Raw genomic sequence first — 21,643 nt, 5'->3', positions numbered from 1 at the left:
TATGTGGACGGCCGTTTAAGCGCAATACCTCATATTGTTCTCCCGATGTCATTTCCAAAACGTATTATTCTACCGGCTGGATGATGAATACCGATTTAACGCGAAGACCCGGTCAGATGCGCTCTTATGTCCGGCCTGTTTATGCGACTTTATGCGCTGGCCATCATGGGTGTGCGCTCACGTGTCAGGCACCAATCTCGTATCGCGTGCTCAGGGGCACAGACGGTCGAACGGTATGGCCTGAACTGTTGCTGAATGACAGTCTTCCCATCACGTCGGTTCGTACATACTGCCGGATCTACCGGAGCAAGCTCCGGTGTCCATCGTTCTGCTGGTGCAGGTCAGCCTGCTGAAACACTGACACCAGCCGGACGATAGATCTCTTTACGTGACAACAACGCCCAGATGATACGAGCCATTTTATTGGCAAGTGCAACTGTTGCCAGACGCCTTGGACGACGCGCCATGAGTTCGCATAGCCACTGACCCGCAGCGCTATCCCACTTATGGGCACGATGAAGCATGGCCGTCGCACCAAGAACCAGCAACGTTCTTATCTGCCGGTTGCCCGTTTTGGTAATCCTGCCCAGACGGGTTTTACCGCCGGTAGAATGCTGACGAGGCACAAGCCCAAGCCAGGCGGCAAAATGGCGCGCAGAGGCGAAGGAGCCAATATCCGCGACCGAGGCGACAATCAGAGAAGCCGTTATGGGACCGACCCCAGGGATGGTCATCAATCGACGCGCATCCTCATCGCTTTTTGCACGCGCCCGGATCTGCACTTCCAAAGTATCAATGCTCTGAGCGACCTTTTCATAATGATCAAATAACAACATGGCACTCTGCTTCATGGCAGCAGGCAGGTCGGCTGATGTCTCTATTTTTGCCATCAGTTCTGGCAGATGGCGTGTGCCCAGAGGGGCTATCAGCCCGAACTCGGAAGCAAGAGCCCGTAACGCATTACTCAGCATGGTCTGCTGTTTGACCAGAAGAGCGCGGGTAGAATGCAGTGACAAGATACCTTGCTGCTCTTCGCTCTTGATCGGAACACACATCGTATCAGGATGAGACGCCGCCATGCAGATCGCAGCCGCATCAACAGCGTCGTTTTTCTTGCCTTTTTTGACAAATGATTTGACCCGATCAGGAGGAACCAGTCTGACATCATGACCAATCCTGCTGATCACCCGTGCCCAGTAATGAGCTGACCCGCAGGCTTCCAGAACAACTTCACATGGGTCAAGTTTTGCAAAAAATGCTGAAACTTCACTGCGACCAAGCTTGCGCTTGAAAACGCACTTTCCATTTGCGTCAGCCCCATGAGCCTGAAAAACGGATTTGGCAATATCAAGGCCAATTATGCTAGCTTTCATACGGGCGGTCTCCTCCTGATGGTCAGTGAACCTCCATCATGGCACATTGATGCCGCAGGGAGGCCGTCCACCCCATCTCTTATAACCGGTCAGGCGCATCACATCGTCGATCGTCAGCAGCAGGGTGAAGGCGGCATTCTGGTCCATCGGACGGCATCCTGTTTGATGGCGTGCCGTGGACGCTAAACCGCTTCAAATCCGTGAAAAAAGCCCGTTAGCCAACGTTATCCGATGCAATAAGGACCAATCAGGAGCCTCTGGGGTCGAAATATCTCTTGATATCTTTCCGCCCCTGCCTGCCGCTCAAAAGTGCCTTGAGCGATGAGGTCGAATCGCCACCTTGCGGACCCAGGTCGCTGCCCAGCGACACCACGAGTTCCTGCTTGATGACCTTGATCGCGGCAGCCAGAGCCCCGTGTTGAGCGCCTTTTCGCATTTCACGCCTGGCAACGGTAAACGCCGTCCGATACCACGGCTGATCGTCGGGAGAGATATTCTCGCGCAGAAACGCGTCGAGATTGGTCATGAATTCCGGCATCGTACCGTCGACCAGCCAGCGGAAGCGCGGATCGGTGTTGAGGCATGGTGCCTCGTCGCCGTCAGGCACGGTATCGGTCACGACATAGATCGGACGGGTGAATGACCTCCGAAAGGAAAGCCAGAACAGCCCCCAGAATTTTGCCTGGCACGAGAGGAGCAACGGGGAGTAGCGGTTAGAAAAGGTTTCGGGCGAAACCCGTCCATCCAGCAGAACACCATCGGACGCCTGCACGGCACTCAGGACTGTGTTGCCATAGCCGGCGCTCGTATAGGCGGAAAGCCGCCCGCTACGGAGGTCCGACATGAGCAGTTCCAACTCGGCGGGCAGTACAATATCGTAAGGCGTTTTGACGAACAAAATTTTTCTGGTCTGAAACCATCTGATGCCGGTCGCCGAAAATACCATGACGAAAAAGCTGGTCAAAAACAAAATGAGATACGTGATATAGGCAGGAGAATTTGGGTGATGAAAAATAAACGAAAATAGAAGAATGCCAGAGGTCAAACTCAGAATGAAAGATACAACAAATATAGCAACAAAAAAACTGAACGCCTTGTCAGATTTTCTCTTCAGATCGACAATCGCCTGATCAACCAGTTGATAGCCTTTTTCCAGATTATCAGGGTTCAGCTTCTGGGCTGCGAGCAAGCTCAATCGGACTGCTTTCATTCCCCTCGTCTCGGCATTTCTCTTGGCAACAATACGCTCCCCAAGCTTCCATCAAAATACGCCGTTTTTCCAGAAGATTACCACGCCGATAGGCAGCTTCGACCTTATTGCCGATCGTATGGGCAAGCGCCATCTCGGCAATATCACCGTCGAACTGGGTTTCCTCGGCGACCCAATCGCGAAACGATGAACGAAAGCCATGAGGAACCGCCGCGATGCGCGCGTCCCGGCAAATCTTGGTCAGCGTCATATCGGACAACGGCTTGCCCGCGCGCTGGCCAGGAAACACAAGCTGACTTCGTGCCTCGCGATAACCTTGAGCAAGCTTGAAGACGTGACACATCTGCGAAGAGAGCGGGATGACATGCTCCCGACCGGCTTTCATCCGCTCGGCGGGAATCGTCCAGAGCTTGTTCTCGAAGTCGATTTCATCCCATGAGGCGCTCCTGATCTCCCCCGAGCGTGTGGCGGTCAGGATAAGAGCAGTCAGAGCCAGGCGCCCGATCGAATCGCCGGATCGGAGATAAGTGAGGAAAGCCGGCACCTCGGCGTAGGGCAACGCTGTGTGATGAACGGTCTTGGTCTTCGCCTTGGGAAGGGATTTATCCATTGCCGCCAGCGGCAGGGGAAGCGTGCGGTAGCCTTTGCCGATCGCCCAGTCCGTGACGTTGCTGATCCGCTGCCGAACCCGGCGGGCGGTTTCAGGCTTGTTGAGCCAGATCGGGGCGATTGCTTCGCGTACATGATGGCCGTCGAGGTCAGCGATCGAGACGTCACCGATCAGCGGGAACGCATAGGTCTCAAGGGTCGTCAGCCATTGAGCCCGGTGCTTCTTGTTCTTCCAGGTCGCCTTGTTCTGCGCGTAGACCTCAAGGGCGGCTTCACGAAAGGACGGGATGCCCGCCTCCTTGCGGCGCTCGGCCACGGGATCAAGGCCAACTTCAACCTGCATCCGCGCCTTGACGGCTCGTTCGCGCGCCAATGCCAAAGATACCTTCTTGGCGCTGCCGAGGCCGATGTCACGCCGCTTGCCGTTTTTCTGGACCCGGCAGACCCAGGATTTGCCACCCCGTGGGCTGATGACGAGATAGAGCCCGTCGCCGTCGCCATAGCGACCCGGCTCCCTGATGGCCTTCACGGTTGTTGCGGAAAGACGCCCCATTTTTATCCCACACTTCTTACCACGCGAGGTGTGGGATAGGATGCAATTCCGTGCATCGGCATGCAACACGAAATGGCGTGAATTCCGCAGAATTCAGCCACTTTTGGCAGGCTATGACATTGAATAAAAAGGGGAATTGGCGGAGGGGAAGGGATTCGAACCCTCGATACGACTTGACATCGTATAACGGTTTAGCAAACCGCCGCCTTCAGCCACTCGGCCACCCCTCCGCCGAAGAGCGCGCATTATAAGTAACACGGCGTTTGCAGGGCTGCTTTTAGCGTGTTGCCGCAACCCTGCAAAGCCCCAAAATGCGTTAAAGCCCGTTTTTATAAAACTTTTTTCAGGGCCTCATTCACAATGGCCGGATTGGCCTTGCCTGCCATGGCTTTCATCACCTGGCCCACGAAAAACCCGAACAGGCGATCCTTGCCACCCCGGTATTCCTCCACCTTGTCCGCATTACGCGCCAGCACGTCGGCCACGGCGGCGTCAATCGCGCCGGTGTCGGTTACCTGCTTCAGGCCCTTGCGTTCCACGATGTCGGCGGCACTGTCGCCGGTTTCCAGCATGTCCTCAAAGACTTCCTTGGCAATCTTGCCATTGATTGTCTTGTCGGCCATCAGGTCCAGCATACCACCCAGCGCCTGCGCCGAGATGGGACTGTCCTGAATGCCGCGCCCCGTGCGGTTCAGCGCACCAAACAGATCACCCGTGACCCAGTTGGCGGCCAGGCGGGCATCGCGGCCCTTCGCCACTTCCTCGTAATAATCGGCAATGGCCTGCTCGGCCACCAGCACGCTGGCGTCGTAACGGGGGATACCGTACTGCTTGATAAAACGGTCACGCTTGTCATCGGGCAGTTCGGGCAGGCCGCGCTCCAGTTCGTCCACCCATGCCTGCTCCACCACCAGCGGCAGCAGGTCGGGGTCTGGGAAGTAGCGGTAATCGTGCGCGTCTTCCTTGCTGCGCAGCGAACGGGTTTCGTTGCGCGACGGGTCGAACAGGCGGGTTTCCTGATCGACCTCGCCACCATCTTCCCATACCTCGATCTGGCGCGTGGCCTCGACCTCGATCGCATGCATGACGTAGCGGATGGAGTTGACGTTCTTGATCTCGCAGCGCGTACGGAACGGCTCGCCTGCCTTGCGCACCGAAACATTCACGTCGGCACGCATGGACCCTTCTTCCATGTTGCCATCACATGTACCCAGATAGCGCAGGATCTGGCGCAGCTTGCGCAGGTAGGCGCCCGCTTCCTCCGGGCTGCGGATGTCGGGTTCGCTCACGATTTCCATCAGGGCGACACCGGCGCGGTTCAGGTCGATGAAGGACCGCGTCGGGTCCTGGTCATGCATGGACTTGCCCGCATCCTGTTCCATATGCAGGCGCGTGATGCCGATATGGCGCACCGTGCCATCGCCCAGTTCGATCTCGACCGTGCCTTCACCTACGATGGGATGGGTAAACTGGCTGATCTGGTAGCCGGTCGGCAGGTCAGCATAGAAATAGTTCTTGCGGTCGAACCGGCTTTCCAGGTTGATGCGCGCGCGCAGCCCCAGCCCGGTGCGGATGGCCTGCGCCACGCATTCGTGGTTCAGGACCGGCAGCATGCCGGGAAAACCCGCGTCAACCAGGCTGACATGGGTGTTGGGTTCCCCACCGTAGGATGCGGAGGCACCGGAAAACAGCTTGGAATGGCTGATGACCTGCGCGTGGACTTCCAGCCCCACCACGATTTCCCACGTACCGGTCTTGCCTTCAAGTGTGTAGCTCATTTCGCGCCCTCCGCACGGATGGCAGGCCGGTGGGTGAAGCCCGCCGCACTTTCCAGCGCGCTGCCTGCGGCCAGCAGGGTTTCCTCGTCAAACGGACGGCCGATCAGCTGCAGGCCAAGCGGCAGGCCGGTGGCCCCAAGCCCCACGGGCACGGACATGGCGGGCATGCCGGCCATGGACGCCGGCACGGTGAAAATATCATTCAGGTACATCTGGACCGGATCATCCGTCTTTTCCCCCTGCGCGAACGCGGGCGTCGGCGCGGTAGGGGTCAGCAACACGTCAACCTTCTGGAAGCTTTCGGTAAAGTCGCGGCGGATCAGGCTTCGGACCTTCTGCGCCTTCAGGTAATAGGCATCGTAGTAGCCCGCCGAAAGCACATACGTCCCCATCATGATACGGCGGCGCACTTCCGGGCCGAAGCCCGCGCGGCGGGTGGCTTCGTACATGGCGTCCAGCGTCGGGCCTTCCACCCGTTCGCCAAAGCGCAGGCCGTCATAACGGGCCAGGTTGGACGAACATTCGGCAGGGGCGACAATATAATAGGTCGCCAGACCGTATTTGGTGTGGGGCAGGGAGACATCGACAATCTCGCAGCCCGCGGCCTTCAGCCACGCAATACCCTGCTGCCATGCCGCCTCGATCTCGGCGGACAGGCCCTCGGCGCGGTATTCGGCGGGGATGCCGACCTTCAGCCCCTTCAGGCTGCGGCCGATGGCCGCGGAATAATCCGGCACGTCACAGTTCACGCTGGTGCTGTCACGCGCATCAAAGCCCGCCATGGACTGCAGCATGATCGCACAGTCACGCACGCTGCGCGCCATGGGACCGGCCTGATCCAGCGAGGATGCATAGGCAATGGTGCCAAACCGGCTGCACCGGCCATAGGTCGGCTTCAGCCCGACAATGCCACAATAGGCGGCGGGCTGGCGGATGGACCCGCCGGTATCGGTGCCCGTAGCCCCCATGGCAAGCCCCGCCGCCACGGCGGCGGCGGACCCGCCCGACGAGCCACCGGGCACGAGCGCCGCATCATCGCCATTGCGCTTCCACGGGTTTTCCACCGGGCCGAAGGCGGAAGTGATGTTGGCCGACCCCATGGCGAATTCGTCCAGGTTGGTCTTGCCCACAAACACCGCGCCATCACGCAGCAGGTTGGCCGTCACCGTGCTTTCGTACGGGGGAACGAAGTTTTTCAGGATATTGCTGGCCGCCGTGGTCCGCACACCATTGGTGCAGAACAGGTCCTTGATCCCCAGCGGAATGCCGGTCAGGGGCCTTGCCTCGCCCTTCGCCAGCGTTTCATCCGCGTGGGCAGCAGCCGTCAGCGCCGCATCCGACGTGGTGGTGATGTAGGCGTTCAGGCGCGGGTTCAGCGCGGCGATGGCATCCGTATGCGCGCGCACCAGTTCCACGGCGCTGAATTTGCGCGCGCGCAGTCCTGCTGCCGCATCGGCAATCGTCAGTTCGGTCAGGCTCATCTTATTCAACAACCTTGGGCACGGTATAGAAGGGGCCAACGGCATCGGGCGCGTTGGACAGCACGGCGTCGCGGCAGTTGCCATCGGTCACCACGTCGTCACGCGTGCGCAGGGCGGCGTGGCCCGTGCCGACCATGGGGGTGACCCCTTCGACATCGACCTCGTTCAGCTGCTCGACCCAGCCGAGGATCCCGTTAAGCTCCCCTTGCAGGGCAGGAAGATCAGACTCGTCAATACCAATCCGTGCCAGTCTGGCAATGCGGCGGACGGTCGCGGGATCAAGCGACATGAAGCAATAACTTTCCATCGTAACAGGGGAAGAATATCCTGCGGCGCAGGACCGAGAAGGAACATACCCCCGACCATGCCCCTGTTCAACATATGCGATCTGCGCGCAGCCCTGCGCCCCGGCCAGCGCCTGCTTGGCCTTGACCCCGGAAAGAAGACGATTGGCGTCGCCCTGTCGGATGTGGGGCTGATGCTGGCATCCCCCCACACGGGACTGAAACGCGGAAAACTGTCGGTCGTGGCTGCTGAAATCAGCAGGATCGCACGCATGCAGGACGTGGGCGGGCTGGTGGTCGGCCTGCCGCTGTCGCTTGATGGCAGCTTTGGCCCGGCGGCGCAGGCGGCGCGGGACTGGACGCTCAACCTGTCGGACATGACCGGACTGCCGGCGGCGATGTGGGATGAACGGCTGTCGTCGTCTGCCGTGAACCGCTTCCTGATTTCGGAAGCCGACATGACCCGCCAGCGACGGGGGGAAGTGGTGGACCAGATGGCGGCGGCCTACATACTGCAGGCAGCCCTGGATGCCTCGATCCCGCAGACGCGGGCATAGGGCGATTTCGTATTCGTGATGGCATGACTGGATTGTGCCAAAACCGGACCCGCCCGGTGCGGGGGCTGCTATGGTTGCCCCGACCACCGGCGCGCACCGGGAGGTGATCCTTCCCCCCCAATGCCTTTTTCCGCCGGACCCATGTTGCATAAACAAGGATACCGGCCATGCGCCTGCCGCATCTGCATCTGCCCTACCTGCATGTCCATGTGCATGACCGCCCGCTGGCAGGCGACCCGCACCCGCACAATCCCTTCCACTGGAAGCTGTATTTCTGCGAGGCGATCGCCACCGCCATCCTCATGATCCTTGGCCTGAGCGCGGTCATCCTGCTTACGGCGCCCGGCAGTCCGTTTTCATCGCCGCTCATGCATCATCCCTACATCCAGACCGCGCTGTGCGGGCTGTGCTTTGGCCTGTCTGGCACGGCTGCGGCCATGACCCCGTTTGGCAAGGTCAGCGGGGCGCATATCAACCCGTCCGTGACCCTTGCGTTTTCACTGGCCAAGCGGATCGGGGGGGTGGATGCACTGAACTACATGATCGCACAGGTCGTCGGCGCCTTCCTGGGCACGGCCGTGGTGTATGATGCGGGCAGGCTGATCGCCTGGTGGGGCAACATGGCGGTGGCCGTACGGTATGGGGCGACGGTGCCATATGGGCAGATTTCGATCTGGTGGGCGATGTGGTCGGAAATGTTCGTGACCGCCGCCCTGATCGCCATGCTGTACTGGCTGGCGGCCCATCCGAAATGGAAGTTCATTACCCCATGGTCGGGCGGGCTGTTCTTCCTGATCATGAACCCGGTTACGGCATGGCTGTCGGGCAACAGCGTCAATTTCGCGCGTACGCTGGCGCCCGCGCTGTTCGCGGGGCAGTGGACGGGGCTGTGGATCTATGTGGTGGGGCCGTTCGCAGGCGCGTCGCTTGCGGTCATGGCCATTCGCATGAACCTGCTGGGCAAGCTGCACCTGCTGGAGGCGCGACTGGTCAATTTCGGCCACCATGGCCGCGTGCCGGGACTGGATGATCCGCACCGCAAGCTCAACCACCCCGATGACCCCGACCACGTTCCCCCCGGCGCGGGTCCGGCCTGACGGACCGGCTGGCCCGCATCTGGCGCAACCCACGAATGACATATTCTGTTGTTTTGCTTGGGTGGCATTAACGGCCATAGTCGCCAGCCGCCATGCCCGACATGGCCCGTCGAGGGAGAGAGCATAATAATGAAGCGTTTTTTCAACACGCGCGACACCATCGTAACCGAAGCCCTGGACGGGTTCCTGCGTTCGGCGGCGGGCAGCCACCTGTGCCGGCTGGATGGTTATCCCGATACCTGTGTCATCATGCAGCGCGAACCGGATCGTGCGCAGGTTTCGGTCGTTTCCGGCGGCGGATCGGGGCATGAACCCGCCCATGCCGGTTTTGTCGGGCGCGGGATGCTGACGGCGGCGGTGTGTGGCGCGCTGTTCGCCTCCCCCTGTGTTGACGCGATCGTGGCCGCCATCCTGGCCACCACGGGGGATGCGGGCTGCCTGCTGGTGGTCAAGAACTATACCGGCGACCGGCTGAACTTCGGGCTTGCGGCCGAACGTGCGCGCGCGCTGGGCAGGCAGGTGGAAATGGTGATTGTGGGCGATGACATCGCCCTGCCGGAATCCGCCACGCCGCGCGGCGTGGCGGGGACGGTGCTGGCGCACAAGCTGGCGGGATATGGCGCAACGCAGGGCTGGCCGCTGTCACGGGTTGCGGAATTCGTGCGCGACGGCGCAAAACGCATGCGCACCATCGGCCTGGCGCTGGAGGACTGCAATCCGTATGAACCCGGTCGCGCCAGCCGCCTTGCCGACGATCAGGTCGAACTCGGCCTTGGCATTCATGGCGAACCGGGCGTCCAGCGCATTGCCATGGCAAGCGCCCACGACCTTGTGCGCATTGCCGCCAATACGCTGGAGGCCAGCCTGCCCACGACGGTCCGCAACACCCGTTTCGCGCTGGTGCTGAACAATCTGGGCACGGTGCCGGAAGTGGAGATGGCGCTGCTGCTGGAAGCCTTCAGCCAGACGCCGCTGGCCCGCCGGGTATCGCACGTCATTGGTCCGGCGCCGCTTATGACCGCGCTGGACATGAACGGTTTTTCGTTCACGCTGATCGAACTGGATGAAGCCATCACCGCGGCGCTGCAGGCCCCGACGCAGCCGCGCGCCTGGCCCGGCATCGCCCCGCTTGGCAACCCTGCCATAGCGCCGATGCCCCACATGCCCGATGCCTTCCCGTATCCCGCCACACCCAATCCCGCGCTGCGGCATGTGCTCGAACGCGGGGCGGACATCCTGATCGCCAATGAAGCGGCGCTGAACGAACTGGATGGCCGGATCGGGGATGGGGATGCAGGTTCCACCTTCGCGGGGGCCGCGCGTGAAATCACGGCAGCGCTTGACCGCCTGCCACTGGCTGACCCGCATCACCTCATGACCACCATAAGCAACATCCTGACCCAGCATGCGGGCGGGTCGAGCGGTGTGCTGTTCGCCATCATGTTCTCGGCAGCCGGACGCAGCCCGGAACCCTGGCGGCAGGCATTGCGCGACGGGCTGGAACACATGATGGCGTGCGGTGGCGCGAAGCCGGGCGACCGCACCATGATCGACGCGCTGTATCCGGCGCTGGAAGTGCTGGCGACCGGCGGCAGCCTGCCTGATGTGGCGCTGGCGGCGCGGCAGGGCGCTCAATCCACCACCACGATGGACAGCGCCCGCGCCGGACGCGCCGCCTATGTACCCAGCGCGCAGGTGCGCAACGTGCCCGACCCGGGGGCCGAAGCCGTAGCCCGCCTTCTGGAAGGGCTGGCGGCAGGCTGAACAATGCAGGGCAGGGGACAGGCAACCGTCCGTCTGCCCCAAAAACAATGCAGGTTTCCCGGCGCCGTCTTTTTTGAAAAAGACGGCGCGCCCTGAAGCTTCTTGAAAAAAAGCTTCGCCAGAAACCTTTAAATTCGTTCAGGCTTTCTTCACGAATTCCGATTTCAGGTTGATCGCACCCACGCCGCTGATCTTGCAGGCGATGTTGTGCCCATCCGTCGCATCGACCAGTCGGATGCCGCGAACTTTGGTCCCGCCCTTGATGACCGAGGACGCGCCCTTGATCTTCAGGTCCTTGATAACGGTCACGCTGTCCCCATCGGCCAGCACATTGCCGTTGGCGTCACGTATTTCCGCCACGCCGTCCGTCGCGGGGGCAGCATCCTGCGGGTTCCATTCATATCCACATTCAGGGCAGTTCCACAGGCTGCCATCGGGGTAGACGTGTTCGCACCCGCACTGGGGGCATGTCATGTCAGCTTCCATCATCATCCTCACTATCTGGGACCGCGCTCATACAGCACAGCCCCATATGCGGAAAGGACATGGATCATGCAGCCACATGCTTTTGCGCCAGTCAGCGGCAATTCAGCCGACAGGCCGCGCGGGCCGACAGCCCGGCGCGGCCCGGATTGTGGCATTTACTGCTGCGGCGCGGTGCCACCATGGGTACTGACGCCGGGCCCACCGCCGTCATCCGACCCGCCACCGGCGGGCTTTGGTTTGTCACACCCGGCAAGACAGCCAAGGACAGCCACCGCCATCATCATCCGCGCAAGGTTTCGCATTGGTTTTCTCCTCTCCAGCTGTTCTGGCCTTCAAGGGGGGATAACCGCCGTACCGCGCCACGGTTGCGTGCCAAAACAGGACAACGCCTGACAAGCAGCGCGACACCTGTCATTTCACGCATGCGCATGCAGCAGCGATGGCGGTACTGGAAGGAAGGATATTCCATCCGGTGTAACCCGCGTTTCGGGGCCGTCCCTAGCGGACAGCCTGCTTTCGGAAAAAACGTTCGACAGCCAGCATGCCAAGCAACAACGCGACGCCAAAGCCCTCGCGCGCATGATCGATGAGGTAACGCATGACAGCCTCCTCTTCTGGCTTGTTAGGAATATAGTGACGTATTCGCCCCGGAATCGGAAGCAAAAACGCGCATCGCATGCTTCACAATTACATTTCGCCCGCGCACGGACATGCGGGGTCAGGCCGTAACCCGGCCCCCGCTGTTTCGTTCGGCATGCATCTCCTGACCAGAAGGGGAACCGTATGGAAAGACGATTTCCAGCAGATGGCGGCGGATCAGCCGAATTTACGCGCCATCCAGTCAAAGAAAGCAGCATGCCACAGGGTCGGCGCGCCAAGCTGGCAATGTTCCGCGCCGCCGGACAGTACATCGAACATGACCGTTTCCACCGACCGCGCATGGGTGCAGGCACGGGCGAAATCATCGGCCTGCGAAGCCGGAATGAAATGGTCCCGTTCACCTACCAGCGTCAGCACATCCGCCGTGATCTTTTCCGCGACACCCGCCAGCGTATAGGCTTTCAGCGCGTCCAGCACCTGTTCCAGCGTACTGACACCCAGCGTCCACAGCGCGTTGTCGAGCGCCCATGCGATATCGGGATTTTTCATGGCGTCCGGATCCCGTGCCGCGGCGGCATAACGCTGCGCAACACTGCCCATGTCGAAAAAGACATCATAGGCCACCACGCCATCAATCCGCCCGTCAAACGCCGCGACACGCGGGGCGAGGTACCCGCCCATGCTCATGCCCACCAGCACCGTGCGGCGGGGTGTAAACCAGTTGGCCTGAAAATGATCCAGCACCGCCGCCGTGGGCTTTTCCCATTGCGGCGTGAAGGGCAGGCCGTATTGACGCAAGGCCTCCCCCTGTCCCGGTCCTTCATAGGTCAGGACGCCATAACCCCGGTCATGCGCCGCCTTGACCAGAACAAAATACAGTTCCTCCAATGTGGAATCATATCCACCGCCCAGCACGATCAGCGGCCGCGCCTGCCAGCCTGCGGGGCCGGGATAGACAATGCCCCGCAACTGCCCGTTTTCGTACGGAACGGTCAAGCGTTCATACGTAATGGCCGAAAGGCGCATGCCATTGTCAAAGGCCGCCACCTGGCGCGTCCATGCCGTCTGACGGCGCGGATCGTGGGGGGAAAGCAGGAATTCCGCCGTGCGCCAGTAATTATGGGCACGCAGCCATGCATGGCCACGGCTTAACGGATCGGCGCAATGGGGAATGCGGTCCTCGGTCCGGGTGGCGAGGGCGGAAAACTGTGTATACCAGCCATTGCTGTCACCATCTGCAATCAGGCTGATCGCCATCAGCACTTCGTTCAGGTCAGCGCCCCCGGCCGCAATGTGGTTCAGCGTGCGCAGGGTCTGGAAATGGAAGGTCTGGTTACGGAAAAAACGCGACAGCCCATGATCGGGCAGGGGGGTGACGGGTTGTGGCATCGGATACCTCGGTTACAGGTCAGGAACCGGGACATGATATCGTTCGTCCAGGCGCATATTTTATATATTGCGCCAGTCATTTGATATTTCGCGCCATAACGGGAACTGACATGGTAACGACAGTCGAGGCGGTACTGGCAGCCGCACTTCAGGCCGGATACCTGAATATGAGCGAAGTCCGGCGCATGATGGCGCGGGCAGGGAGCATGCCGGATGATCCGACCCGGCTGACACGCATGCGTGCGGGCATATGGCATGAACTGCTGGCGCGGCATGGTGCTGACCACGGGTTGGGGATCATGCTGGCGCTGAATGCCGGGACGCATGATTTTGGCGTGATGGGCGAACTGGTCAGCCATTGCGACAGCCTGCTGGACGCCTACCGGATCATCGGGCGTTACAGCCGCCTGCTGCATCCCGATATTGATATCCGGGCCACAAGGCAGGCGGGGCGTATCGAAATCCATTATACCCTGCTACGCGCGGACCAGCGCACCGCGTCAGGGGTACTGGCCGCGGGACAGTTATGGGCACTGACCCTGCTGGCGCGACTGCCCCGCACGATGCTGGGGCTGGATATCGCACCGCTGCGCATGGACGTGGCCTGTCCGCTACCCCAACCGGGACCATGGCAGATGGCCGAATGCGTTCTTGGCTGCCCGATCCGTTTCGGACAGAAAAGCTACCGGCTGGTATTCGACCGTGCGGCGCTGGAACGCCGCCAGCGCCTTGAGACCCGGCCTGCGCGTTTTTTCCTGGAGGAACTGGCCCGCCGCATGCTGGCCGAAGTGCCCGCGCAATCCGACCTGTCGGCCCGGGTGGCCGAAAGCCTGCATGCGCGCCTGCCATCGGGGCAGGTATCGATTGGCGATGTGGCGGGAGATCTGGGCGTATCGTCCCGCACGCTGCAACGCAGGCTGGCGGAAGATAAAAACAGTTTCCGCGATATTCTGGACCGCGTCAGGCGGCACGAGGCCGAACGCCTACTGCGGACGGGACAGCATACGAAAAACGAAATCTCGTTCCTGCTGGGCTATGCCGAACAGTCGGTATTCGCCCATGCCCGGCACCGGTGGGCAAAGTCCGCCCCCACAGGTTAAGGACTACATCAAAAAATCAGAAGAAAGTTCTTGGTGAATATTTTTCGAAAATCTTTAGAAGAACGCCACCTTTTAAAAAAAAGCGGCACTCGAAAATTTTCACCAATGTCATCAAATCATTATTTCCAGAATACACGCCCATATGATCTGCTTCGGCTGGCCCACTGTCGCCTTGCCAACAGGCGGCCAGCGGGCCTAGTACAGTCGTCATGTTATCCTACGTGCCTGACCCCGGTCACCATTTGCCTGCTCCCGCATATGGGGGGCGAACACAGTGACCCGTATTTTCATTGATGCCGATGCCTGTCCCGTGCGGGACGAGACCTATCGCGTGGCGCTGCGCTACGGGTTACGGACCTATGTGGTATCAAACCGCATGATCGCGGTGCCTGACACGCCGCTGATTGAACGGGTGGTGGTGACACAGGGCATGGATGTGGCGGATGACTGGATTGCCGAACATGCGGCGGCCCATGACATTGTCATTTCCGCCGATATCCCGCTGGCCGCGCGTTGTGTTGCGAACGGGGCCTGCGTACTGGAACCGCGCGGGCGGATACTGGATCAGGATGCGATTGGCATGGCGCTGGCCATGCGCAACCTGATGACGGACCTGCGCGATACCGGTACTATCATGCAGGGTAGTCGTGGCTTTACCCGGTCCGACCGTTCCACGTTCCTGTCCGCGCTGGACACGGCGGTGGTCAGGGCACGCAAACAGGCTGCGGGCCATGGACGCATGCCGCCGGTCATTCCCCCATCGGCATAAGGGATTATTTCGTTTAATTGATTGATAGATAATAAAAGTTTTTGGGTGCCGCCTTTTTTCAAAAAGCCGGCGTTCTTTAAAGCTTTTTGAAAAAAGCTTCACTAAAAACTTTCTTCTGATTTTTCAGCAATAATCCAAAAAATGCCGCCTGCCCATGACGGCCTGACGGCACCAGCCCATGTCCCGCTACCGGGACATGGAATCATATTACAGATCAGCCAGCGTTTTTCTGGGCAGCCTTGGCGAACAGGGCGGAAATCGCATCCTGTGCCTCGGTCTGGATGGCCTTGAGGTGCGCAGCACTCTTGAAGCTTTCGGCATAGGTCTTATAGACGTTTTCCGTACCCGACGGACGGGCGGCAAACCAGCCGTCCTTTGCCGAAACCTTCAGCCCGCCAATGGCCGCCCCGTTGCCCGGTGCGTTGGTCAGCGTGCTGAGGATCGGCTCACCCGCCAGTTCGGTCATGCCGATCTGCTCGGGCGAAAGGTTTTTCAGGATGGCCTTCTGTTCCGGGTCGGCCGGGGCGTCGATCCGTGCGTAGTACGGCGTGCCCAGGCGTCTGGTCATGTCCTCATACGCCGCACCGGGGGTGCGCTTGGTGCGGGCCGTGATCTCGGCTGCCAGCAGGCCAAGGATGATGCCGTCCTTGTCCGTGCTCCACACCGTGCCGGCACGGCGCAGGAAGGACGCGCCCGCGCTTTCTTCACCGCCAAAGCCCAGCGTGCCGTTGTACAGCCCATCGACAAACCACTTGAACCCGACCGGCACTTCCACCAGCTTGCGGCCGATTTCCTTGGCCACGCGGTCGATCATGCTGCTGCTGACCACCGTCTTGCCCACGCCCGCGCTGGCATTCCAGTTTTCGCGATTGTTGAACAGGTATTCAATCGCGACAGCCAGATAGTGGTTGGGGTTCATAAGCCCGTACTTGCCCGATACGATGCCATGGCGGTCGGCATCGGTATCATTGGCGAAGGCGATGTCGAATTTGTCCTTCATCCCGACAAGGCGCGCCATGGCGTAGGGGGAGGAACAGTCCATGCGGATCTGCCCGTCCCAGTCAGCGGTCATGAAGCGGAAGGTCGGGTCCACTTCCTTGCTGACGATCGTGGCGTTGATGCCGTATTTGTCGATGATCGGCTGCCAGTAATCCACTGCGGCCCCACCGAGCGGATCAATGCCGATGGACACGCCGGATTCACGGATCACGTCCATGTCCACCACGGCGGCCAGGTCATCCACATACGGCGTGATGTAGTCATGGCGCTTCGTGGTGGGGGCCTTCAGCGCGTCCTCGAAACTGACGCGCTTCACGCCTTCCATCTTTTTGGCCATGTAGTCGTTGGCCGCAGTTTCCACCACCTTGGTGATGTCGGTATCCGCCGGGCCGCCATGGGGGGGATTGTACTTGTAGCCGCCATCTTCCGGCGGGTTATGCGACGGGGTGATCACCACGCCATCGGCCAGGTCACTGCTGCGGTCACGGTTATAGGTCAGGATCGCGTGCGAGATGACCGGCGTGGGGGTATAGCCGTCCTGCGCGTCGATACGGACTTCCACGCCATTGGCCGCGAACACTTCCAGCGCGGATTTCAACGCCGGCCGCGACAGCGCATGGGTGTCAATGCCGATGAACAGCGGCCCGGTGATGCCCGCGCCCTTGCGGTAATCGGCAATCGCCTGGCTGATCGACAGGATGTGGTTTTCATTGAAGCTGGTGGTCAGCGAGGAACCACGATGCCCCGACGTGCCAAACGCCACGCGCTGCGTTGCAATGGCGGGGTCAGGCTTGCGGGTATAATAGGCGTCAAGCAGGGCGTCGATATTGACAAGACGGTCCGGATCGACCGGCTTGCCGGCAAATGGGCTTATGCTGGGCATTGACTGCTCCCGAAATGCGATATGAAAAAGTGCATATTCTACAAATTCCCTTACAGACCGATACCGGCAGCGTCCAGCCGCAAACCGCCCCGACGGATGGGGCGCAGGCCGGCGGGATGATGGCGCGCGGGACGGAAAAGGGCATGCATCATGCCCGGACACTGGCGCGTGAAGTGTGCCGCCAGCATTGAACTATATCAAAATACGGACCTTTTCCGTTTCCCTGTCCGTCCATCACGTTCCCGCGCACGGGTTGTGGAACAGGGTAGGGAGTCCCATCATATGCTTATGAACAGCACCCTTCCGCCCAACGGCCCCGCGCCAGCAGAAATGGACCCGGAACATTTGCGCCGCCAGCGGCTGGAACGGCTGCTGCGCCGTCTGCCCGCGCGGGGGGAACAGGCCATGCGCTGGCTTTTGCAGCCGGGACGGGCATGGCTGCGGGCCATTCTGGGCAGCGCGCTGATCGTGGGCGGGTTACTGAGCTTCCTGCCAGTACTGGGGCTGTGGATGTTGCCGCTGGGTCTTATCCTGCTGGCGGAGGACATGCCCCCGCTACGCAAACTGACCGCGCGCATGCTGGAATGGATCGAACGTCGCCACCCGAAATGGATGGCCCCCAAGCCCGCGCCATGACAGCCACGCGACGTGGTATCAGCCGCGACTACGCGGCTTTGCCTTCCTGCGGCCAACAACGGACAGGCGGGTGGTGACGAGATCGTAGCCCATCTGCCGCACGATTCCCTCCAGCAGGGAATCCAGTTCGGTATTCTCGAATTCGATGACCTTGCCGGTATCGGCGTCGATCAGATGATAATGATCGCCATGATCGCCATCCGCCACTTCGTACCGGGCACGACCGCCGCCAAAGTCACGGCGCTGCAGGATGCCGTTTTCTTCGAACAGGCGCACGGTGCGGTATACCGTCGCGATTGAAATGCGTGGGTCCACCTCCACCGCGCGGCGGTACAGTTCCTCCACATCCGGATGGTCGTCACTGTCGGACAGGACGAAGGCAATCGTCCGACGTTGGCCTGTCAGTTTCAGGCCACGCTGGCGGCACAGGTCCGCCAGTGGGGAATCGGGGGAATTCGGCTCTTTCATCGTTCTGTAACGTAATCCAGACAGACCGCCGCGGTCCAGTAGGGATAAGGCGTTACGCACGTCGATTTTAATTGCAAATGATAATCTTTCTCATTATCACGGTCTCACCGACATAACAGGGAGCGGGCTTTGCCAAAGCCCGAGCAGATGATGACCAACACGACAGTTTTCATGAATGATCTTTCGTGCAGCGAACGCCTGCTGGTCTGGTGCGTGCGCCGCCTCAGCGGTGCGGGCGAGGGGACGGGTCATATGCCCGGCCTGGCCCTGCCATGCTTCCGGACGGATTTCGCCGCCGTGGCCGATGCCTTCCGCATGGCGCTGGGACGGCTGCGCGCCTACCAGAATGGCACGGTGGATGTGGCGATCTGCAGCGCGACGCACCTGACAGGCACGGAAAACCGCTTCCTCGTCGCCGCTGCCGCCGCGCAGGAAGGGCGTGAGGCCGAAGTGCGCCGTACGCTGCGGCCCGTTTTCACCCACCATCATGTCCTGTCCCCCTTTGCCGCCGCCATAACCCAGCTTGGGGCCTGCATGGCGGGGGCGGGGTACTGGCTGCCGCGCCGGGGCCATCACGGCGGGGGCGGCAGTCCGCCCGTGCGCAGCCTGCGCTGGCCCGCGCAGCAGGCAGCCGACGGGACAGCAGTTCGCGCCACCGTGCCCCCCGCCGCCACGCCCGCCACAGCGGCGGCCCAACCCGTGGGGGCGGGCTGCCTTGCGGCCATGCGCTGGCACAGCGCCGACATGGGGACCGCGCATGTCATGTGGCCCAGCACCGTCGCCGCCATGCAGACAGGCAGCCTGTAGGAAATACCAAAGGGGGGAGCGTGGGCGATCGGATCGCCCACGCCTCGCCGCATGATGACAGGATGATCCGCCATGCCATCACACCGGCTGTCCATGCGCCATGCCTGCGTGTTCATGGAAAACGCATTCCTTGAACTGCTCGATATCCTTGCATGGCAGGAAGGGGTGGCGCCACCGCCATCCGCCGGTCCCCATGGGCTGGCAGGGCCGTGTGGCGCCGGCCGGGGAATGGTCAGTCCTGATCGGGGGCGGGAGACGAAGTCGCGTACGCTTTCGCAATAGGCGATGCCCTCGCGCAGGTCGCCGATGGCCTTTTCCTCAAGCTTCAGATCGCATTTGAGGATTTCCTCCACGTCCTGTCCCACCAGGATCTGGTTGTAGCGCTGCACGTTGGGCAGGCCGCCCAGATACAGGATGCGCTCGATCAGCCAGTCGGCGTGCTTCATCTCCTCGATCGATTCTTCGTATTCCTTCTTGCCCAGCAGGGTAACGCCCCAGTGGCGCAGCGTGCGGGCGTGCAGGTAATACTGGTTGATGGCCGTCAGCTCGTTCGTCAGCTGCGTGTTCAGGTGTTCGATCACCTTCGGATCCTTGACGGGCATGTGCGCGTTCCTCTCCTGTCAATGTTTATTCATTCGGGTTACTGCGGTGTCCGCCTGTGCGCAATTACAAAAAAGCGTTGCATAACCGCCGACTGCGCGCGACCCTGCCACGCCCGTAACCCCCGCACCACGCGGCGCATGGCATGAGGAGAGCCGCATGACCCAGACCCCCTACCACACGCTGGACGCGAACGGCATACGTGACCTGATCGCGGGCCTGCCGGACGTGGCGACGCGTCTTGGCGGCGCATCCGCGCAATGGCAGGTGCGTGAGGTCAGTGACGGCAACCTCAACAATGTCTTCCTTGTGGGCGGCCCGGCGGGGGAAGTCTGCCTGAAGCAGTCCCTGCCGCATGTGCGCGTGGACCCGTCATGGAAAATGCCACTGGACCGCACGTTTTTCGAGGCCGCATGGCTGCGCGCGGTGCTGCCGCTGGTGGGCGGGCTTACAACGGAATGCCTGTTTTTCGACCGGGACCTGTATGTCCTGATTGTCGAAAGCCTGTCGGGCCATACCGTGCTGCGCACGGCGCTTATGCAGGGGGCGGACTGGCCTGGGGTGGCACCGCGCATCGGCACCTTCATCGCCCGTGCCGCGTTTGGCACGTCCCTGCTGGCCCGCCCGTTCGAGGAAGTGTTCACCACCCGCCGCACCTTTGCCGCCAATCTGGCCATGACCCGCATCACGCTGGACCTTGTGCTGGACGACCCGTACCGCGACCACCCGCGCAATCACTGGCACGATCCCGTCCTGACCCCCATCGTGCTGGATATCCGTTCCAGCGCCGCGACGCTGCTGGCGGTTGAAAACCTGCGCCGGCGTTTCCTGTCGCAGCCGCAGGCGCTGCTGCATGGCGACCTGCATACCGGTTCGATCATGAGTACGCCGGACGATACCCGCGTGATTGACGGGGAATTCGCGGTATATGGCCCCATCGGGTTTGACTGCGGCATGTTCGTGGGCAACCTGGTGCTGCATTATTTCGCAATGCCTGACCATGCGGCGCGCAAGGCCACGCTACGTGATATCGGCGCCTTCTGGAACAGCTTCCATGAACAGTTCATGGGATTGTGGAACGCGAACGAGGCCCCGCCGCCGGGCACGCTGCGCCCGCTGGCCTACGGGCCAGCCGCCCATGTGGCGCAGCAGACATTCATGGAGGAGATCCTGGGCGATACTATCGGTTTCGCGGCAATAGAGATCATTCGCCGCATCATCGGCTATGCCCACACGGCGGATTTCGACATCATAGCCGACCGGCAGCAACGCGCGGCCTGCCGGGCAGGGGCGCTGGCCTTTGCCTATCATGTGCTGGATCACCTGAATGAATTCCACACGATCAATGATTTCCTGTACTTCCTTGATGAACAGGGACAGGCAGGCCTGTAGCCGCGCGCCCCGATGCGGGGAGGACATGTAGCGCCACCATCCACCCCGGTCATGCTCCACCCCGGACGCGACGACGGACCATGATGCGATCAGGCAGCGGTGCCAGCAGATGCATCGTGATGATTCCCACGCCTGTCCGGACTGCAGGTCACAATGGATCCAGCACACGGAAACCATTGCCATGACTGTCTTGAAATGATCTGGTGATCTAAGAGTATCCGTTGTGGTCAAGCGGTTTTTGGCGTCCAAAGCCGATCTTTGTGAAGCAGGGCGTTTGCGAGGACAACGAGCTTTCGCATGATTGCGGTAATGGCGATCTTGGCGTGTTTTCCCTTTGCGATAAGGCGATCGTAAACACGCTTGAGGTCTGGGTTGAACCGCATGGCGACGATGGCCGGCATGTAGAGAGCTTGCCTTACGGTGGCACGACCACCCTGGATGAAGCTGCGGCCTCGCCATGTGCCGGACTGGCGCGTGATGGGTGCCAGCCCGGCCAGTGCAGCTGCCTGACCTTCTTCTATCATGCCGAGTTCGGGCATGTCGGCCAGAAGCGCATGAGCCGTGACCGTTCCCAGTCCCGGAATACTGGCCAGCACGTCCCGGCGCCGAGACAGATGCGCATCTTCCGCCACGAGCGCGTCAGTTGCCGCATCGAGGGATGTGACCTGCGCCTCGATCTGCCGCAGGCGATGACGCGCGTGGCGCTGCAGCAAGCTGATCGTGAGGGTCTTGAGACGATTGAGCGTTGCCGTGCGGTCTCGCATCAAACTGCGGCGCGCGGCCACCAGTTCGGCCAGACGGTTCTGTA

Annotated in this window: 22 protein-coding genes, 1 tRNA gene and 1 pseudogene; 8 read left to right on the top strand and 16 right to left on the bottom strand. The window is 61.1% G+C overall.

Features of this window, described 5'->3' with window-relative positions; genetic code table 11:
• Positions 1-341: 341 nt before the first annotated feature.
• The 7 genes from GEU01_RS13755 to gatC form a co-directional block, all read right to left on the bottom strand.
• Positions 342-1,373, bottom strand: a complete 1,032-nt coding sequence (locus GEU01_RS13755; protein ID WP_026018748.1) for an IS110 family RNA-guided transposase — start codon at positions 1,371-1,373, stop codon at positions 342-344.
• 247 nt (positions 1,374-1,620) lie between these two features.
• The gene (locus GEU01_RS13745; protein ID WP_019086547.1) at positions 1,621-2,562 is read right to left on the bottom strand and encodes a hypothetical protein; all 942 of its coding nucleotides are present in this window, start codon (positions 2,560-2,562) and stop codon (positions 1,621-1,623) included.
• Positions 2,534-3,745 (bottom strand): tyrosine-type recombinase/integrase, encoded by a 1,212-nt coding sequence (locus GEU01_RS13740; RefSeq protein ID WP_026018747.1) that lies wholly within the window; start codon positions 3,743-3,745, stop codon positions 2,534-2,536. The genes GEU01_RS13745 and GEU01_RS13740 overlap by 29 nt, the downstream gene beginning before the upstream one ends.
• 137 nt (positions 3,746-3,882) lie before the next feature.
• Positions 3,883-3,975 (bottom strand) — tRNA-Ser (locus GEU01_RS13735).
• Positions 3,976-4,074: 99 nt separating this feature from the next.
• Positions 4,075-5,523: an Asp-tRNA(Asn)/Glu-tRNA(Gln) amidotransferase subunit GatB gene (gene gatB / locus GEU01_RS13730; RefSeq protein ID WP_019086545.1), complete on the bottom strand. Its 1,449-nt coding sequence runs from the start codon at positions 5,521-5,523 to the stop codon at positions 4,075-4,077.
• Positions 5,520-7,004 (bottom strand): Asp-tRNA(Asn)/Glu-tRNA(Gln) amidotransferase subunit GatA, encoded by a 1,485-nt coding sequence (gene gatA / locus GEU01_RS13725; protein ID WP_019086544.1) that lies wholly within the window; start codon positions 7,002-7,004, stop codon positions 5,520-5,522. The genes gatB and gatA overlap by 4 nt, the downstream gene beginning before the upstream one ends.
• A 1-nt stretch (position 7,005) precedes the next feature.
• Positions 7,006-7,293 carry an Asp-tRNA(Asn)/Glu-tRNA(Gln) amidotransferase subunit GatC gene (gatC, locus tag GEU01_RS13720; RefSeq protein WP_010511548.1) on the bottom strand — a complete coding sequence of 96 codons (288 nt, stop codon included), beginning with the start codon at positions 7,291-7,293 and terminating at the stop codon, positions 7,006-7,008.
• Between the two features lie 75 nt (positions 7,294-7,368).
• Here gatC and ruvX point away from each other — a divergent pair, with 75 nt between their 5' ends.
• From ruvX to GEU01_RS13705, 3 genes are all read left to right on the top strand, one after another.
• Positions 7,369-7,845: a Holliday junction resolvase RuvX gene (gene ruvX, locus GEU01_RS13715; protein ID WP_019086542.1), complete on the top strand. Its 477-nt coding sequence runs from the start codon at positions 7,369-7,371 to the stop codon at positions 7,843-7,845.
• Positions 7,846-8,012: 167 nt separating this feature from the next.
• Positions 8,013-8,942, top strand: a complete 930-nt coding sequence (locus tag GEU01_RS13710) for an MIP/aquaporin family protein (protein ID WP_019086541.1) — start codon at positions 8,013-8,015, stop codon at positions 8,940-8,942.
• Between the two features lie 129 nt (positions 8,943-9,071).
• Positions 9,072-10,706, top strand: coding sequence for a dihydroxyacetone kinase subunit DhaK (locus tag GEU01_RS13705; protein WP_019086540.1), 1,635 nt, complete (start codon positions 9,072-9,074; stop codon positions 10,704-10,706).
• 138 nt (positions 10,707-10,844) lie between these two features.
• Here the strand turns inward: GEU01_RS13705 and GEU01_RS13700 are convergent, their stop codons facing one another.
• From GEU01_RS13700 to GEU01_RS13685, 3 genes are all read right to left on the bottom strand, one after another.
• Positions 10,845-11,195 carry a zinc ribbon domain-containing protein YjdM gene (locus tag GEU01_RS13700; RefSeq protein WP_456303470.1) on the bottom strand — a complete coding sequence of 117 codons (351 nt, stop codon included), beginning with the start codon at positions 11,193-11,195 and terminating at the stop codon, positions 10,845-10,847.
• A gap of 152 nt (positions 11,196-11,347) precedes the next feature.
• Positions 11,348-11,494 carry a hypothetical protein gene (locus GEU01_RS26335; RefSeq protein ID WP_010511556.1) on the bottom strand — a complete coding sequence of 49 codons (147 nt, stop codon included), beginning with the start codon at positions 11,492-11,494 and terminating at the stop codon, positions 11,348-11,350.
• 514 nt (positions 11,495-12,008) lie between these two features.
• Entirely contained in the window at positions 12,009-13,181 is a 1,173-nt protein-coding gene (locus GEU01_RS13685; protein ID WP_019086538.1) for an alpha/beta hydrolase family protein, read from the bottom strand.
• Between the two features lie 110 nt (positions 13,182-13,291).
• On the opposite strand from GEU01_RS13685, the gene GEU01_RS13680 reads away from it, so the two are divergent.
• Positions 13,292-14,281 carry an AraC family transcriptional regulator gene (locus GEU01_RS13680; RefSeq protein WP_232272537.1) on the top strand — a complete coding sequence of 330 codons (990 nt, stop codon included), beginning with the start codon at positions 13,292-13,294 and terminating at the stop codon, positions 14,279-14,281.
• 16 nt (positions 14,282-14,297) lie between these two features.
• On the opposite strand, the gene GEU01_RS25780 is transcribed toward GEU01_RS13680, so the two are convergent.
• The gene (locus GEU01_RS25780) at positions 14,298-14,492 is read right to left on the bottom strand and encodes a hypothetical protein (RefSeq protein WP_157212849.1); all 195 of its coding nucleotides are present in this window, start codon (positions 14,490-14,492) and stop codon (positions 14,298-14,300) included.
• Between the two features lie 63 nt (positions 14,493-14,555).
• On the opposite strand from GEU01_RS25780, the gene GEU01_RS13675 reads away from it, so the two are divergent.
• Positions 14,556-15,050 carry a YaiI/YqxD family protein gene (locus GEU01_RS13675; RefSeq protein ID WP_019086536.1) on the top strand — a complete coding sequence of 165 codons (495 nt, stop codon included), beginning with the start codon at positions 14,556-14,558 and terminating at the stop codon, positions 15,048-15,050.
• Between the two features lie 214 nt (positions 15,051-15,264).
• On the opposite strand, the gene pgm is transcribed toward GEU01_RS13675, so the two are convergent.
• Entirely contained in the window at positions 15,265-16,932 is a 1,668-nt protein-coding gene (gene pgm / locus GEU01_RS13670) for a phosphoglucomutase (alpha-D-glucose-1,6-bisphosphate-dependent) (protein ID WP_019086535.1), read from the bottom strand.
• Positions 16,933-16,961: 29 nt separating this feature from the next.
• Here pgm and GEU01_RS26330 point away from each other — a divergent pair, with 29 nt between their 5' ends.
• A complete protein-coding gene (locus GEU01_RS26330; RefSeq protein ID WP_162531780.1) occupies positions 16,962-17,123 on the top strand; it encodes a hypothetical protein in 162 nt (53 codons plus the stop codon).
• A 91-nt stretch (positions 17,124-17,214) separates the two neighbouring features.
• Positions 17,215-17,568, top strand: coding sequence for a hypothetical protein (locus tag GEU01_RS13660; RefSeq protein ID WP_010512098.1), 354 nt, complete (start codon positions 17,215-17,217; stop codon positions 17,566-17,568).
• 18 nt (positions 17,569-17,586) lie between these two features.
• On the opposite strand, the gene GEU01_RS13655 is transcribed toward GEU01_RS13660, so the two are convergent.
• The 3 genes and pseudogenes from GEU01_RS13655 to bfr form a co-directional block, all read right to left on the bottom strand.
• Positions 17,587-18,036 carry a Fur family transcriptional regulator gene (locus GEU01_RS13655; RefSeq protein WP_010512097.1) on the bottom strand — a complete coding sequence of 150 codons (450 nt, stop codon included), beginning with the start codon at positions 18,034-18,036 and terminating at the stop codon, positions 17,587-17,589.
• Between the two features lie 96 nt (positions 18,037-18,132).
• Positions 18,133-18,525 carry a hypothetical protein gene (locus tag GEU01_RS25775; protein WP_157212848.1) on the bottom strand — a complete coding sequence of 131 codons (393 nt, stop codon included), beginning with the start codon at positions 18,523-18,525 and terminating at the stop codon, positions 18,133-18,135.
• A gap of 566 nt (positions 18,526-19,091) precedes the next feature.
• Positions 19,092-19,445 (bottom strand): annotated as a pseudogene (gene bfr / locus GEU01_RS22850) (bacterioferritin); the annotation flags it as partial.
• A gap of 157 nt (positions 19,446-19,602) precedes the next feature.
• Between bfr and mtnK the strand changes: the two are divergent.
• On the top strand, positions 19,603-20,835 hold the full coding sequence (mtnK, locus tag GEU01_RS13640; RefSeq protein WP_019086531.1) for an S-methyl-5-thioribose kinase: 1,233 nt from the start codon (positions 19,603-19,605) through the stop codon (positions 20,833-20,835).
• Positions 20,836-21,062: 227 nt separating this feature from the next.
• On the opposite strand, the gene GEU01_RS13635 is transcribed toward mtnK, so the two are convergent.
• A partial coding sequence (locus GEU01_RS13635; protein WP_019086530.1) for an IS110 family transposase occupies positions 21,063-21,643 on the bottom strand: 581 nt, incomplete at its 5' end.

Origin of the sequence: Komagataeibacter europaeus LMG 18890 (assembly GCF_000285295.1) — a bacterium.
Lineage (GTDB): Bacteria > Pseudomonadota > Alphaproteobacteria > Acetobacterales > Acetobacteraceae > Komagataeibacter > Komagataeibacter europaeus.
The sequence above is the reverse complement of the archived record's forward strand: the minus strand, read 5'-3'. Positions and strand labels throughout refer to the sequence as shown.

Coding starts and splice junctions, on each gene's coding strand:
- GEU01_RS26335 (WP_010511556.1), bottom strand. CDS start 11,494: ATGCGAAACCTTGCGCGGATGATGATGGCGGTGGCTGTCCTTGGCTGT.
- ruvX (WP_019086542.1), top strand. CDS start 7,369: ATGCCCCTGTTCAACATATGCGATCTGCGCGCAGCCCTGCGCCCCGGC.
- GEU01_RS13710 (WP_019086541.1), top strand. CDS start 8,013: ATGCGCCTGCCGCATCTGCATCTGCCCTACCTGCATGTCCATGTGCAT.
- GEU01_RS13680 (WP_232272537.1), top strand. CDS start 13,292: ATGGTAACGACAGTCGAGGCGGTACTGGCAGCCGCACTTCAGGCCGGA.
- GEU01_RS13740 (WP_026018747.1), bottom strand. CDS start 3,745: ATGGGGCGTCTTTCCGCAACAACCGTGAAGGCCATCAGGGAGCCGGGT.
- GEU01_RS13700 (WP_456303470.1), bottom strand. CDS start 11,195: ATGATGGAAGCTGACATGACATGCCCCCAGTGCGGGTGCGAACACGTC.
- gatB (WP_019086545.1), bottom strand. CDS start 5,523: ATGAGCTACACACTTGAAGGCAAGACCGGTACGTGGGAAATCGTGGTG.
- GEU01_RS13660 (WP_010512098.1), top strand. CDS start 17,215: ATGCTTATGAACAGCACCCTTCCGCCCAACGGCCCCGCGCCAGCAGAA.
- pgm (WP_019086535.1), bottom strand. CDS start 16,932: ATGCCCAGCATAAGCCCATTTGCCGGCAAGCCGGTCGATCCGGACCGT.
- GEU01_RS13655 (WP_010512097.1), bottom strand. CDS start 18,036: ATGAAAGAGCCGAATTCCCCCGATTCCCCACTGGCGGACCTGTGCCGC.
- gatC (WP_010511548.1), bottom strand. CDS start 7,293: ATGTCGCTTGATCCCGCGACCGTCCGCCGCATTGCCAGACTGGCACGG.
- GEU01_RS25780 (WP_157212849.1), bottom strand. CDS start 14,492: ATGACGACTGTACTAGGCCCGCTGGCCGCCTGTTGGCAAGGCGACAGT.
- GEU01_RS13685 (WP_019086538.1), bottom strand. CDS start 13,181: ATGCCACAACCCGTCACCCCCCTGCCCGATCATGGGCTGTCGCGTTTT.
- GEU01_RS13705 (WP_019086540.1), top strand. CDS start 9,072: ATGAAGCGTTTTTTCAACACGCGCGACACCATCGTAACCGAAGCCCTG.
- GEU01_RS25775 (WP_157212848.1), bottom strand. CDS start 18,525: ATGATGGTGGGTGAAAACGGGCCGCAGCGTACGGCGCACTTCGGCCTC.
- mtnK (WP_019086531.1), top strand. CDS start 19,603: ATGACCCAGACCCCCTACCACACGCTGGACGCGAACGGCATACGTGAC.
- GEU01_RS13755 (WP_026018748.1), bottom strand. CDS start 1,373: ATGAAAGCTAGCATAATTGGCCTTGATATTGCCAAATCCGTTTTTCAG.
- gatA (WP_019086544.1), bottom strand. CDS start 7,004: ATGAGCCTGACCGAACTGACGATTGCCGATGCGGCAGCAGGACTGCGC.